Here is a 13562-nt window from a genome sequence, read left to right on the forward strand (position 1 = left end):
GTGAGACAATAATGTGTTTATTTTTGGGTTTCGTCATTTGTCCGCACTGTGTCCGGGGTGCAGGGGCCTGCATTCCGGGCGGTTCCGTTCGCCTGTGACAAGGCGGTTTCGACTACTTTTTCGAGCGTCTGCTTTTCGATGCGGGTATGTTCCAGTTCCTTTGCCGTGCGGTCCTGTTCGCGGATGCGCAGGATGATGCTGCGGTTTTTCTCCCGCTCCATCCGCCGGCAGCAGATGCAGACGGCGAATGCCGCTGTCAGCGACAGCAGGGTGACGGCCAGGGCAAGAAGAATGACATAGACGTACATGGCTTTCGGTTTTGATCTTGTCGCAAAGGTCTGAAAAGCAGACCGGGAGCCTGTTGCATATTGTCACGATGTTGTGGCGTTTTGTCATTTCCGGCCTTGCAGGGCCGCCGGAGGGCATAAAAAAAGCACGGATTGCTCCGTGCTTTAAAACTGTTGTCCGCGTTTGCCTATCGGTTCCGGTCGTTTGCCAGTTTGCGGTATTCCGTCGGGCTGATGCCGTACTGTTTGCGGAAGAGGCGGTAGAAGGTACTCGGGATGTTGAACCCGCAGGTGTATGCAACCCCTTCGATCGTCAGTTCGGGGTGGGTGTCGAGCATCCGGCGGGCTTCGTCGATTTTCAGGGCCCGCAGGTACTCCATGGGGGTCTGTCCCGTGACGGCCTTCACGGCTTCGGTAAGCGTGTTCTTGTTGACGCTGAGCGCCGCGGTGATCTCGTCGCGGCCAATATCCCCGTCGGTGAGGTTGCCGCCCGCGAGCAGGTACTCGCGCAGCCGCGCCACCAATTCGCGCTGCTGGGGATCGCCCGGGAGCGTTTCACCCCCTCCCGCACCGGCGGTCCCGGGTATGGCCGTCGTACTGCCGCTTTGCGCCAGCAGCGTGAGTTCGTCGGCCAGACGGTCCTGCTCCTTGATCCGGTCGTAGAGACTGCGGTTCTTGGCCGTAACGATGCGGTTGTAGTAGAAAACGCCGCCCAGCAGGAGTGCCAGCAGCGCACAGACTCCGAGCGTGAAGAGGAAATAGTGGCGGTTGCGCTCCTTTTCGGCGATGTGCTTGTCTACCTCGTACTGCGTGCGCAGTTCGTCGAAGCGGGCGTTGACCTCCACGTCCTGTAACTCCCTGTTGGCCGCCACGATTTGGTGGAACTGCTCCATCACCTCGTCTCCGCGCCCCATCCGGGCCAATATCTCCATTTTGAGCTGCCGGGCCGCATTCAGGTCGAATTCCGAGCGGGAGAACATGGCCAGGGCGCTGTCGACGGCGGCCAGCGCTTCGGGATATTCGCGCCGCGCCTGATGAATGAGCGCCTTTGCCCGCAGGCGTTCGTACCGCGACATCTCGGTATCCTGCGGCTCTTTTTCCAGCTTGGCGAGGTATAGGGCCGCCTTGTCGTACTCTCCGGTCTCGATGTAGTTGTTCATCAGGGCCGCATAGAAGTTTCCCCATGCTTCGTGCTGGATGCTTCCGGAGGCTTTCTCGAAGCGTACGATGGCCTTTTCGTATTCGGGAGCCAGCCCCAGCACCTCTTTGTAGCGTTGCTGCGTGCGTAGCGAGATGCAGAGGAACGCGTAGGCCTGCGTAAGAATGTTGTCGTAACCGGATGCGTCCCACAGCAGTTCGATACACTCGCGGAGGCATTTCTCCTGTTCGGGCCAACGTTTCTGGAGGTTGTAGATGTTGGCCGTGGTGTAGAGCGCCGTGGCCATGCCGCCCTTGTTGTCCTGCCCGCGGGCCCGGTCGTACATCTTCGTCGCCTCGGCGGCAGCCGCCTCGTAATCGCCCTTCATGTTGTAGGCGGAGATAAGCTGCGACTGTATCTGATCGTAGAATTTCCACTGTCCGTGTTCGGCGTAGAAGTCGAGTGCGTCGGGAATGAGGCGTATGACTTCGTCGTATTCCCCGCGGTTGATATGGGCGATGATGAGGTTTCCGTAGACCATGCCCTGACTGCCTGTATCGCCCTGACGGATGGCTTCGGCCTCCGTCTGGTCGAGCAGCATGCGCAGCGTGTCCATCTTCGCATCGTCGGCGGCCTCGGCCATATAGAGACGGTAGAGGTTGGCGCAGGCTTTCAGTTTCGCCTTCCCTTCCGTTCGGGCGATGACCTGGCGCAGGGAGTCTTTTTGCTGTCGGGATGAATTATCCGCGGCGGCGGACGTGGCGAGCCACAGCAGTGCCGCGGCGGAGAGAATGAGACGTGATATCATATTGCATGTCTGGTAAGTGACCTGTAAATATACGGATTTTCGAAATGAAAAAACCGCCATTCCGGAATTTTCTTTGCCTCGGACGACTTTACGTGCCTGAACCTGCCGGCATCCGGTATCGGTGTGCCGGGACTCCGGCACACATGGCGGGATATTCTGCTTTTGCTATTTCCCTGTCTTATCGGCTCCGGGTACAGCGAATGAAGGGAGAACAATATTTCTCCCTTCATTCTTTTACTTACGACCGCATTGCGGGCGCAAACGGAGGATTCGCTACCCCACCCCGCACACCCGCACGCAGTCCCTGATGCCGGACGGATCGGGCGCAATGGCGGGATAGCGTGTGCCGCCCATGATGCAGCCGGCGACACCGATGCGGCCGGGCTCCGCGTCCCGTTTCCGCAGGCGCGGGGCCAACCGCTTATTCCTGCACCGGCTCATGCCAATGCACCCGGATTTCGGGAAGGGCGTCCATCGGCATAAGCTCCGACGAGGCGGTCAGCTCGTCCACCGGAACCCCTGCCAGCAACGCCTCCGGAAGCCCGATATTCCCCCCCCCTCCGGCCGCAGTGCCGCCCGGATGCCGGAGGCAGTAGTGCGTAATGTCGGCCGTGTATATTCCCGCTTCGGCATCCGTCAGGACAGCCTCCACCGGCCTTCCCTCCGCGTCGGTCACTGCGTCCTTCACGCGGTTGCCGCCGTCCGTTTCGTAGAGGCGCACGGCAGCAGGCAGCGGGTAAGACCATTCTTTCCCTATGGTCTGATCCTCATCCTCCAGGTCCGGCTTGAGCAGATTTTGCAGCTCCCGGGCATGCAACCGGATTTCCACCTTCGCCGGGGTGCGTCCCTCCGCGTATCCCGGAAGCGTGCCCGGCAACTCCATCCGGACCATGTATCCGCTTATGCCGCACACCACGGCCTGCCCGTCGGGGTATTCCTCCCCGGCCTTCACATCGCCGAACGGCAGGGCGTCGGTCTGCTGCTGGAGTACGTCATAGGGAGTCGCCGCCGCATTGTTGATTAAATTCATAAACGAGGCATCCTCCGCACCACCCGTTACAAAGGAGCAGCTCCGGGCGGCGGCGCCGTCGTGCCAATGGAGGGTGATGCCCATGCCGCCTTCCGACGGATCGAGGGCGTAGATACAGGTGTTGTCCAGGTCGGATTTCAGGACCAGTCCTTTGAGATATTCCCGGAACTCGGCGGCGTCCCTCACCACGCTGCTCCCCGCCGCGAGCATGCCGAACAGCTCCTGCCCGAGGGCGTCGTCGAGCCGGAAAAGAAAATCGGACGGCACTTTTACCCAGACCCGGAGCGAACCCAAAGGTTCAGTCCCGTACGGAACAGTGGCGGTATTGAAGACCGGGGCCTGCGGGAGAAGTTCCTTCAGGCGGTAGAGACCGAATCGCTGCAGCACGGTTGTATCTCCCCACACCATCCCGCCGAAGCGGGCGAAAAAGGTGAGCGAATCGTACACGCAGTCTTTCCCCACCTCCACGCCGGAAGGGGAAGACGGCGAGAGGGTGAAGTAGGATGTCGCAATCGTTACATTCGTAAACTTCTCACCGGTTTTTCCCGCCAGCAGCAGCCGGGAAGAGGAGGTCGGAAAGGAGTCGCGCTTTATGGTCTGCGCCGGGAGTTCCTGCGCGGCGACGATGACCTTTACGGGGGGCTCCGGTTCGTAAATCGGGTCCTTCACGTCGCAGGCGCCGAGCGTCAGGAGCGCCGCCCCGGCGCAAAGCATTGTAATCGGATTTTTCATCTCTGTTATTTTCATAAGCGTATGCAGCCCGGCATATACATATCGGTGTTAATTGTCTTTTCCGGAATCGCCGGCATCGAACGCCACGCGGAAACCGTTGTGGTCCATGCCTGACTCATCGGTGTTCGAAGTTCGGTATGCCGAGCGTGTACACGCGGCATTGTCATAGTATCCGCCGCCCCGTCTTGATTTGATCTTGTCCTGGCTCACTCCGACGGGATCGGTGACGGGTCCGTCGTCATAGCGCCAGTTAAAGCCGTCGATCACCCATTCGCACACATTGCCGTACATATCGTAAAGCCCCCAGGCATTCGGCAGTTTCGTGCCGACCGGTTGTGGACCCAGTCGTTTTGCGGAGTATGCATTGTCTTTATACCATACATAGTCGTCTTCCTGCGCGTTGTCGTTTCCGAAATAGTAGACTGTTGTCGTACCTGCCCGGCAGGCATACTCCCACTCGGCTTCGGTCGGCAGCCGGCCGCCGACCCATTCGGCATAGGCTTTGGCTCCGTACCAGGATACATGGTTCATCGGCACGTCGGGACAGCCTGTCACCTCCCACTTTTTGGTCTCCTCGTTCCAGGTCGGAGTCCAGCTCCTCCAGTCCCTGTATTCAGGATATAGGCCTTCTTTGGCGATTTCTTCATCCACTTCCCGGAATATCTGCTTCTGTCCCTCCCCGAAATTCCAGAGTATGTGGCCGTATCCGTTTCTGAACTCCCGGGTTACGCCCTTGGCATTCAGGAACTCGGCGAACTGCGCCCGCGTGATTTCATACCTGCCGATGTAAAAATCTTTCGACAGCGTTACCCAGTGCTGGATTTCGTAATCATTCCCCATGAATACCATTCGGTTTTCATCCTTCGGTTCGGTATTCAGTTTCGTTGCCGGATCGCCGTCGGGATTGGAGCCGTTGGAAGAGCCCATTTTGAATGTTCCGGCCTTGATGCGGGGCAGGAGCGTATAAGGTATTTTCTCCATAAGGAACTGTGCTTCGGCGGTTCGTATTCCGAGGTCGGCCTGCAGTTTCGAGCCTTCGAGGTTCCGGCCGCCGTTTCTGATGCTGAAAATGGCTGTCCCCTGCGTCAGGCTCTGCTGCGGGACCAGTGCGCAGAACGTGAAGCTGCTCCGGTAATCCTCCCCGTCCGGCTGTTCCATACGGCACATGACTATATCGGCGGGATCGCCTTCCGTGGTCAGGGTCCACGAGCCGGATTCCAGCGTCTGTTTCTGCCGGGTTTTCACGCCCCGGAGCGTTACGGCCAGTTCTTCGTGCAGGTCTATGGCGCCCGCAGGGTCGCTGAGCGTGACCTGGACCATGCCGAGCATGTGTTCGAATTGCAACGGCACGGTTTCGCCTTCGGCGATGAATCCGGTTCCGGTTCCGGCCACCATCAGGGCGGAGCGGCTGAAATTGCTTTGCCCTTCCGTCGCGGCGTTCTGGTCGGCGGCGACATCGAACGTGATGTCGGTCATTTCGGCGGCCTCGTCATAGGGGTAATAGGCGAAAAACTTCAGTTTGTCGCCGTTCCGGGGCCAGTAGATCGGAGTTTCCGAATCCCAGGAGACGCCGTTGCAGGTCAGTTTCACATTCCGGATGTAATTTTCCGAAGGTTCCCCTCCTTCGCGGACTGCGAAGACGCCGATCTGGTCGCCCGGCTCCCAGGTGTTTTTGAATGGGCCGTCGGTTTTGCGGATTGTTGCGTCCCATTCGATGTCGTCTGACGCGACCACCCGGACTTCGAGTGTCCCTTCGGTTTCGGCGTACAAATCCTTGTTTACGGGCGTGAAGACCCATTCGGCGTTGTATGTTCCGATGTCGCTGTAGGTCGTCGACCCGTCTTTCCAGGCCATCGTTCCTTCGACGGTCCGGTCTCTGTGGGCGGCTGTTCCCGTGAGGGGCAGTTCCCGCAAAGGTTCGTTGATGCGGAGTTCGTAGGTTCCGCTGAACGATATATCCGGTCGTGCCATGTATATCGGGTCGTTCACGCACCCCGACAGCATGGCTGCCGCGGCCAGGGCGGTGAAAAAACAGAGTATTAACCGTGTTGCTTTCATTGTTTGGAGCTTTTAGAAATTCATTGACTTTTTCGTGATGTCCGCACAGCGGCTGCCGTGACGGGAGCGCAAATTCAGGCTCTTTTCTATTTGTGGCCGCCGATCGTCCACACGAGGCTTATGCCTGCCTGCGTCGGTCCCCAGCAGTTTCGGGTTTTGTCCCGCTCCTTGTAGACGCGGTCGTGTCTGATTTCCGGAAAATTATTGCCGGGAGTGCGGATTTCGGTTTTGTCCAGCGTGAACGAGTCGTACTCGGAACGGGTGTAGCCCAGCCCGAGGTTGAAATCTACGGAGAAGCGGCGCGAGAGGCGGAGCTGGTAACCCACCACTGCTCCGGCGCTCCACAGCGAGCCCTGATAGCCGGTGTCTTTGGAAAACAGGCCGCCCAGCGCGTATTTATAAAGGTTGTACTCGCCGTAGTTGCCCGACACGCCCACGTAGAAGCGTTTGTCACGGAGCAGATACCACCGCACTTCGGGGTTGAGCAGCCAGATCTTTTGTACTTTGCCGTGTTTGCCGCCCCACCGCGAGAGGCTTCCGTCGAGTTTGACGCTCCAGTCGCGGTTTACGCGCCACTCCACGCCGACGGTCGGCAGCAGCACGGCGTCGTACAGCACGTTCGTCCGCACGGCGAACCGGTACGGCGGAGCAGGCGCCGCGGCAGGTTGTTCCGCTATGGGTGCGGGCTGTTTTTCAGGGACCGGTTCCGGCTGCGGCTGCGGCTCCACGGCGGGCGCGGGTTCCGGAGCGGCTGCCGGGGCAGGCTTCACCGTTTTCGGTTCCTCCCGGACGGGTTCGGCTATCGCCGGGGCCGGAATGCGGAGCGTTACGACGACAATATCCTTATTGCCGTCGTATGCCTCGGCGTAATTGGCCGTAATGAAATCGGCCTCTTTCAGTCCTTTGCGCGTTATCAGTTCCGACTTCACGCGGTTGGCGCGGACGAATGCCGTGCGCAGGTTCTCTTTCGCGGTAGGCAGCGACGCGCAGTAGCCGTCCACCTGCACGGGCATCGTTCCCTCGGCGATCGGGGTGCGGTACGTGTCCACCAGCGCAGAGAGCCGTTCCAGTTCCGCGCCGTTGCCCGACCACGGGATGTAGAATATGTCGTCGGCAGCGACGAACCGGAATGTGACGGTGCTGTCGGCGGCATCTTGTGCGAAGCCGACCGTCGGCATAAGCAGAATTAACAGTGCAAGTAGTTTTCTCATAGAGGATGTTTTTAAGGATTGTTTTCTTTTTTCGCAGCGGAGGTTTCGGCGGCCGCCGCGAGTTTTGTTTCGAGTACCCGTTCGAGCGTCTCTTTTTCGATGCGGGCCTGCTCCAGTTCGCGGGCGATCCGGTCTTGCTCGCGCACGGTTTGCACAAGGCCGCGGTTCTTCTCCCGTTCCATCTGCCGGCAGTGGTAGCAGACCATGCCGATTGCCGCAAGCGACAAGGCGGCGACCACAAGGGCCATCAGGATAATCCACTCGTTCATAGCATGTTTTGTTTGTGTTGCAAAGATGGGGGCGGGAAGCCGTAAAAGGCATTGCAAATTGTCAGGAATTTGTGGCATTTTGACAGGATTTGCCCCTTGGAAGGCCCTTTCAGGCATGGGGCGGCGACGGCTGGGCACAAAAAAAAGCACGGATCGCTCCGTGCTTCGGCTTCTCCGTGGGGTGAAGTCTATCGGTCGGAAGAACCCGCGATTTTCCGGTATTCGGCGGGGCTGATGCCGTACTGTTTGCGGAAGAGGCGGTAGAACGTGCTCGGGATGTTGAACCCGCAGTTGTAGGCGACCGCCTCGACGGTCAGTTCGGGATGGTTGTCCAGAAGCCGCCGCGCCTCCTCGACCTGCAACTGGCGGATGTATTCCATGGGTGTTTTGCCCGTCACGGCCTTGACCGCCTCGGTGAGCGTGCTGCGGTTGGAGCCCAGCGCGGCAGAGATGGCCTCGCGGCCTGTGTTCGCATCGGCGAGGTGATTGTCCGCAAGCAGGTATTCACGCAGCCGCCCGACCAGCTCGCGCTGAGAACGGCTGCCGGGAAGGACGGGCTGCGCCGCAGCATCGTTTGACGATTTCCCGGCCGGCACGAGTGTTTCGTATTCGCGTGTAATCCTGGCCAACTGCTCTTCGAGGTGGTCCTGTTCCCGGATCTGCCGGTAAAGGCCGCGGTTTTTGTGCGTAATGATGCGGTTGTAGTAGAATGTCGCCCCCAACAGCAGCGCCAGCAGCACGCAGCCGCCCAGCGCGAAGAGAAAGTAGTTGCGGTTGCGCTCCTTCTCGGCTGCGTACTTGTCCACCTCGTACTGCGTGCGCACCTCGTCGAGCCGCGAGGCGAACGCCTCATTGTAGTTTTTCTCCAGGTCGCCGATCACCTCGCTGAACAGTTCGACCGCCTTGTCAGCCTCCTGCAACTGGGCCAGCGTCATCAGCTTCAGAGACTTGACCTCCAGGTTGCCCGGCGACGCCTCGGCCGCCCGGTCGAGCATTTCGAGCGCTTCGCGGTAGCGTTTCTGCCCGTAGAGGACGTGCCCGCGCTCCTTGTACATCTTGAGCGCCCCGCGGCTCAGGCTGTCCACGCGGTCGATGCAGTGTTGGGCCAGATCGTACTGCCCCGTCTGGCGGTAGATGTCCGTATAGGTCACCCACAGGTTGCCCCATGCCGACGGCTGCGGCGTGTGCGACGCCTCCTCGTAGCGGCGGTTCACCTCTTCCGTCGCACGGGCCGCTTCGAGGGCTTCGTCGTAGCGCTGCTGGCCGATCAGGTTGGTCGCAAGGTTATTATAGGCCGTGGCAAGATAGTTCAGGTAAGGCCGCTCGTCCTCCAGCAGGCCGATGCACTCGCGCAGACAGGTTTCGGCATCCGAGAAACGCCGCTGCCCGGAATAGATGCGTGACAGCGTTAGCTGCGCCATGCCCATTCCGGCGCGATCCCCGCGTGTTTTGGCATGGGCGTAGAAACGCTCGGCCTCCTGAAGTCCCCGGTCGAAATCCCCCGTGCGGCGGTAAGCGTCCGCCAACTGCATCGAAGTCTGGTAATAGTCTTTCCACAACCCGTTCGCGGAGAGGAACTCCAGCACGGCCGGAGCCTCGTCGATTACCTTCCCGAAGAGACTCTTGCTCGCATAAGCTCCGATCCGGTTGGCTTTGGCCGTTCCCTCTACGGCGACATCGCCCTGCTGCCGGGCATCGGCCTCGATTGCGTCGTAAAGCGTTAAAAGCGTATCGATCACCCCCTCCTTGCGCACCTCGATCAGGTAAATACGCGCCAGTTCCTGACGAGCCAGCCGTCTCTCGGCGCCCTCCGTGCGGGCGATGACGCGGCGCAGGGAGTCTTTTTTCTGTTGTCTGTTGCTTTGCGCCCCGATGCAGGGCACGGATAAAAGGGCCAGGAGGACGAGGACGATGCCTGCCGGAAGAAGTTTCATGAGGACGGAGTGTAAGTTTGTAGTCGATCGGTGACGCAAGTTTCCAATGAGTTCAAAGATAGTAAAATATTTTCTTCAGTACGAACTTTCAGGCTTGATTCCGTTACTCGTTTGTTATTGTTCCTTTCAGCCTTTGTGCGTTTCGTGGTGTCGGATGCCGCGACGTTCGTACAGGGAGGCCGGATATGATTCATTCCGGCCTCTTTCTATTTTTGGCACCGAAACAGGTGATTTGCGTTCAATTTTTGCAGTAAATCGTGCAATGAAATACGAATACCCTATTTTTATTATCCCATTTGGGCGATTTACCGCAGATGCACAACAGTTTTCATATATATACCGACATATCGGCCCTTCCGGCCGGCGAACATGACGCGTACATGGAGGAAGGGTTCGGGGGAATCTGTACCCGGGGGACCGCTGTAATAAAGGTTTTTTCGGTGAGCCGCCGGATATCCAGGAACGATCTGGTGACCGTCCTGCCGTTGCAACAGGTGTCGATCCGTGATGTCAGCGATGATTTTGCAATGACCTTTTTCAGGTTCGACAAGGATATGTTTCTCGATATTATGAGCGGGCTGGGAAAGATCACTCCCGATTTCTTTTTTTACATGCGGAAGAATTTCCAGCTCCGCCTGAACCGGAGCGAAGCCGTGCGGTTCCTGGGTTTTTGCCGCGTAATCGATTTCCGGGGCCGCAGCGACGATTCCAATTTCCGCCGGGAGACCATTCTGCACCTGCTGCGCATCTATTTCTGGGATTTCTACGTCCATTTCCAGAAGGTCATGGCCGCCGGGGAGAAGCCGCTCGCGAACTCCAACAAGGAGAACATCGCCTTCAAATTCGTCATGCTGGTTTCCGAGCATTTCAAAATGCACCGGGAGATTCCGTTTTACGCCGACAAGTTGTGCATATCGACTTCTTACCTGACCCGGGTCGTTCAGGAGATGAACGGCCAGTCTGCGCGTGAGGTGATCGCAGATCATGTCGTCCTTGAAATAAAGAAACTGCTCCGGAACGCAACCTTCGACATAAAGGATGTGGCCCGGAAAGCAGGGTTCGCCAACCAGTCTTCGCTGAGCCGCTTTTTCCGCCTGCATACGAAGATGTCTCCCTCGGAATACCGGCGAACGGTCCATATCATACGATAGAAATAATACCTTATAAATGAAGCAAACTGAAGCCGCCGCCCGAAAAGCGGGCAAAATGTTATTTGAGAAGAATATGTCCGAATTGCTGCACGAACAGATATTCTTTACGGAACGTGTATATGCCTCCCTGCCGATGGGAGTCGAGATTTATGATGCCGACGGAATTCTGCGCGCGCTGAACGAACGGGCGCGGCTGATGTACGGCGTCGAGCGGGCTGCGGTGGTCGATAAGGTAAACCTGTTCGACAGCCCCTACGTCGACGAACAGCTCGATGCGAAGATCAGATCCGGCGAAGAGATCGTCCTGGAATTCGAATACGATTTCGACCGGATCAACCAGGAGTATTTCTCGACACGGAACAAGAATACCATCATTTACGAAGTCAAGGTTTTCGCCATTCGCAACCGGGACGGCGCTATTGTCGGACACATACTTCTCACCAACGACGTGACCTCCACCAAAGAGGCCGAGTACCGCACCGAAGAGAGCAAGAAGAACCTGGAGATGGCCATGGCTGCGGCAAACATGTCTTCGTGGGTCTACGATGTGCGCAAAGGTGTGTTCGGATCGCTCTACGGGACCCCGATCATCGGCAACGGCATGACGCTGGACGAATTGCTGGCCAAACTCTATCCGCAGGACCGCGTTCCCGTGGCGGAACTCTTTGACCGGCTGGCTCGCCGGGAGGTTTTGCAGGGGCAGATCACCGTACGCGTCTTCAATAAAGACGAAGGGCAGTACCGCCATTACGAGAGCCGAATGCGTCTCTCTACCGAACACCGGGGCAAACTGCAGATCATCGGCACTCAACTGGACGTGACCGAAAAGATCCGGATGACCAAGCGGACCCATGACCTTCTGGCCAAGCGCGAATTGGCCATGAAGATCAACGACATCGTCCATTGGGATTTCGACGTGCGGACGCAGAAATTCGAGTCTTACAACGATCCGGTCAACGATTACGCTTCGGACCGTCTGGTCTCCGTGGACGATTACCTGGCCGTGGTCCATCCCGAAGACCGCTCTTCGGTCAACGATGCCATCCAGACCATGTTGTCGGGCAAACAGCTTAACGTCGACTTCTCCTGCCGTATGCAGACCAAATACGACAATGTGTGGCAGTACTGGAACGTCACGGGCGTTCCGTTTGAGAGGGATGAAAACGGCGGAGTCTCGCGGTTCACGGGATTCCGGCAGAACATCTCCAAACTCCACCAGTTGAACGAGGAGCTTAAGGAGCGGAACTATAAGATGGACCTTACGTTCAAGACCGTCGGCATGTCCTACTGGGACTTCGACGTGAAGACCGGGCAATACCGGTCGTTTAACGATCCGGTGAACGATTACAGTTCCGAAAAGAGTATTTCGCCCGAAGATTACCTGAATGCCGCCCATCCCGACGATACGGAGCGTGTCCGGGAAAATATCGAAAGCATGTTCCGGGGCACGAACAAGGAGTTCAGCCTGCAATACCGTTCCCGGACCAAATGGGACCAGGAGTGGCAGACCCTGATCGTTACGGGGCTCCCTTCCGATTGGGATAAAAAGGGGAACGTCATTCGTTACACCGGTATCGCCTTCAACAATACCAAATGGGAAAAGATGGCCCAGGACCTGAAGGATATGAAAGACCGGGCCGAGCTTTCCGACCGGCTCAAATCGGCCTTCCTGGCCAATATGAGCCACGAGATACGCACGCCGCTGAACGCCATTGTCGGTTTTTCCGAATTGCTGGTCGACTGCGATGATCCGGATGAGAAGGCCGAGTACTGGCGCGTTATCGAGTCCAACAACGAACTGCTGCTGCGGCTCATCAACGATATTCTGGACCTCTCGAGGATCGAATCGGGAACTCTCGAACGCAAGCGGGAGAAATTCGACCTGTCGCAGGTCTGCAGCGAACTGTACACGATGATCCGGGCCAAGATCTCCAGTCCGGATGTCGAGTTGCTGCAGGACAACCCCTGTTCGGGCTGCTGGATCGTACTCGATTGCAACCGTCTCAAGCAGGTGTGGATGAATTTTCTGACCAATGCGGTGAAATGCACCAGGTCCGGACATATTCGGATGGGATATTCCGTCGAAAGGGAGGGCATCCGGGTTTATGTAGAGGATACCGGAACGGGTATTCCGAAGAAGCTCCAGGACCGGGTTTTCGGCCGATTCCAGAAACTCAACGAATTCGCGCAGGGTACGGGGCTCGGGCTGGCGATCTCCAAGGCTATCGTCGAGGCTGCGGGCGGCGAGATCGGATTCACTTCTGAACCGGGCGTGGGATCGACCTTCTGGGCCTGGGTGCCGTGTGAGGTATCGAGGCCGGGATACACAGGCCCGTCCGATCCGTCCCTTCCGAACGCCCGTCTGTCGGACGGCGGAGCCCCGGACCGGAAGCTGAAAATCTTGGTCGCCGAGGACAACGACAGCAACTATTCGCTGGTGCGGCATATCCTCAAGAACTACGATCTCACGCGGGCGGCTAACGGCGTGGAGGCCGTCGAGGAGGTTCGCAGCCGGAATTTCGACCTCGTGCTGATGGACCTGAAGATGCCCGTCATGGGAGGTTTGGAGGCGACCCGGAAGATCCGGGAGTTCAACGCCGAAGTTCCGATCGTCGCACTGACGGCTAATGCTTTCGATTCCGACAGGGTCAGCGCCATGGATGCGGGATGCAATGCCTTCCTGGCCAAACCTGTGAAGCGGAAACAGTTGCTCGATCTCTTCTCCGGCCGCCGGTAGACTGGCATCGCCCTCTTTGCAACCGGGTTGCAGCCCTGATCGCCATCCTGAATGCCGTCCGGATACAGAACATGATAAAATAAACCGATGGGTGCGCAGCCCGAAGGCTTTACGCTTCAGAGTGTTAACTGTGTTCTGAAAGGCCTCTGCCCTGCTTGCGCTGCAAAAAATAATGCTTTTGCAATCAGGTTGCACGAAAATACATCT

General features: G+C 58.0%; 9 protein-coding genes. 2 read left to right on the forward strand and 7 right to left on the reverse strand.

Features of this window, described 5'->3' with window-relative positions:
• Positions 1-17: 17 nt before the first annotated feature.
• From KG007_RS06365 to KG007_RS06395, 7 genes are all read right to left on the reverse strand, one after another.
• On the reverse strand, positions 18-308 hold the full coding sequence (locus KG007_RS06365; RefSeq protein WP_213347764.1) for a hypothetical protein: 291 nt from the start codon (positions 306-308) through the stop codon (positions 18-20).
• A gap of 167 nt (positions 309-475) precedes the next feature.
• Complete coding sequence (locus tag KG007_RS06370) at positions 476-2233, reverse strand: helix-turn-helix domain-containing protein (RefSeq protein ID WP_213347765.1); 1758 nt, start codon at positions 2231-2233, stop codon at positions 476-478.
• Positions 2234-2654: 421 nt separating this feature from the next.
• On the reverse strand, positions 2655-3995 hold the full coding sequence (locus KG007_RS06375) for a hypothetical protein (RefSeq protein ID WP_213347766.1): 1341 nt from the start codon (positions 3993-3995) through the stop codon (positions 2655-2657).
• Positions 3996-4043: 48 nt separating this feature from the next.
• Positions 4044-6053 (reverse strand): SUMF1/EgtB/PvdO family nonheme iron enzyme, encoded by a 2010-nt coding sequence (locus KG007_RS06380; RefSeq protein WP_213347767.1) that lies wholly within the window; start codon positions 6051-6053, stop codon positions 4044-4046.
• A gap of 86 nt (positions 6054-6139) precedes the next feature.
• Entirely contained in the window at positions 6140-7264 is a 1125-nt protein-coding gene (locus KG007_RS06385) for a DUF3575 domain-containing protein (RefSeq protein ID WP_213347768.1), read from the reverse strand.
• A gap of 11 nt (positions 7265-7275) precedes the next feature.
• Positions 7276-7533: a hypothetical protein gene (locus KG007_RS06390; protein ID WP_213347769.1), complete on the reverse strand. Its 258-nt coding sequence runs from the start codon at positions 7531-7533 to the stop codon at positions 7276-7278.
• Between the two features lie 188 nt (positions 7534-7721).
• A complete protein-coding gene (locus KG007_RS06395) occupies positions 7722-9467 on the reverse strand; it encodes a helix-turn-helix domain-containing protein (protein ID WP_213347770.1) in 1746 nt (581 codons plus the stop codon).
• 440 nt (positions 9468-9907) lie between these two features.
• On the opposite strand from KG007_RS06395, the gene KG007_RS06400 reads away from it, so the two are divergent.
• Both KG007_RS06400 and KG007_RS06405 read left to right on the forward strand, forming a co-directional pair.
• On the forward strand, positions 9908-10618 hold the full coding sequence (locus KG007_RS06400; RefSeq protein WP_317194925.1) for a helix-turn-helix domain-containing protein: 711 nt from the start codon (positions 9908-9910) through the stop codon (positions 10616-10618).
• A gap of 16 nt (positions 10619-10634) precedes the next feature.
• Positions 10635-13355, forward strand: a complete 2721-nt coding sequence (locus tag KG007_RS06405; protein WP_213347772.1) for a PAS domain-containing protein — start codon at positions 10635-10637, stop codon at positions 13353-13355.
• The last annotated feature ends 207 nt before the right edge of the window (positions 13356-13562 follow it).

The organism is Alistipes montrealensis (genome assembly GCF_018362775.1).
In the GTDB taxonomy this organism is placed as follows: Bacteria; Bacteroidota; Bacteroidia; order Bacteroidales; family Rikenellaceae; genus Alistipes; species Alistipes montrealensis.

Excerpts from the sequence above, each read along its gene's own strand:
- KG007_RS06365 (WP_213347764.1), bottom strand. The coding sequence starts at position 308 with ATGTACGTCTATGTCATTCTTCTTGCCCTGGCCGTCACCCTGCTGTCG.
- KG007_RS06370 (WP_213347765.1), bottom strand. The coding sequence starts at position 2,233 with ATGATATCACGTCTCATTCTCTCCGCCGCGGCACTGCTGTGGCTCGCC.
- KG007_RS06375 (WP_213347766.1), bottom strand. The coding sequence starts at position 3,995 with ATGAAAAATCCGATTACAATGCTTTGCGCCGGGGCGGCGCTCCTGACG.
- KG007_RS06380 (WP_213347767.1), bottom strand. The coding sequence starts at position 6,053 with ATGAAAGCAACACGGTTAATACTCTGTTTTTTCACCGCCCTGGCCGCG.
- KG007_RS06385 (WP_213347768.1), bottom strand. The coding sequence starts at position 7,264 with ATGAGAAAACTACTTGCACTGTTAATTCTGCTTATGCCGACGGTCGGC.
- KG007_RS06390 (WP_213347769.1), bottom strand. The coding sequence starts at position 7,533 with ATGAACGAGTGGATTATCCTGATGGCCCTTGTGGTCGCCGCCTTGTCG.
- KG007_RS06395 (WP_213347770.1), bottom strand. The coding sequence starts at position 9,467 with ATGAAACTTCTTCCGGCAGGCATCGTCCTCGTCCTCCTGGCCCTTTTA.
- KG007_RS06405 (WP_213347772.1), top strand. The coding sequence starts at position 10,635 with ATGAAGCAAACTGAAGCCGCCGCCCGAAAAGCGGGCAAAATGTTATTT.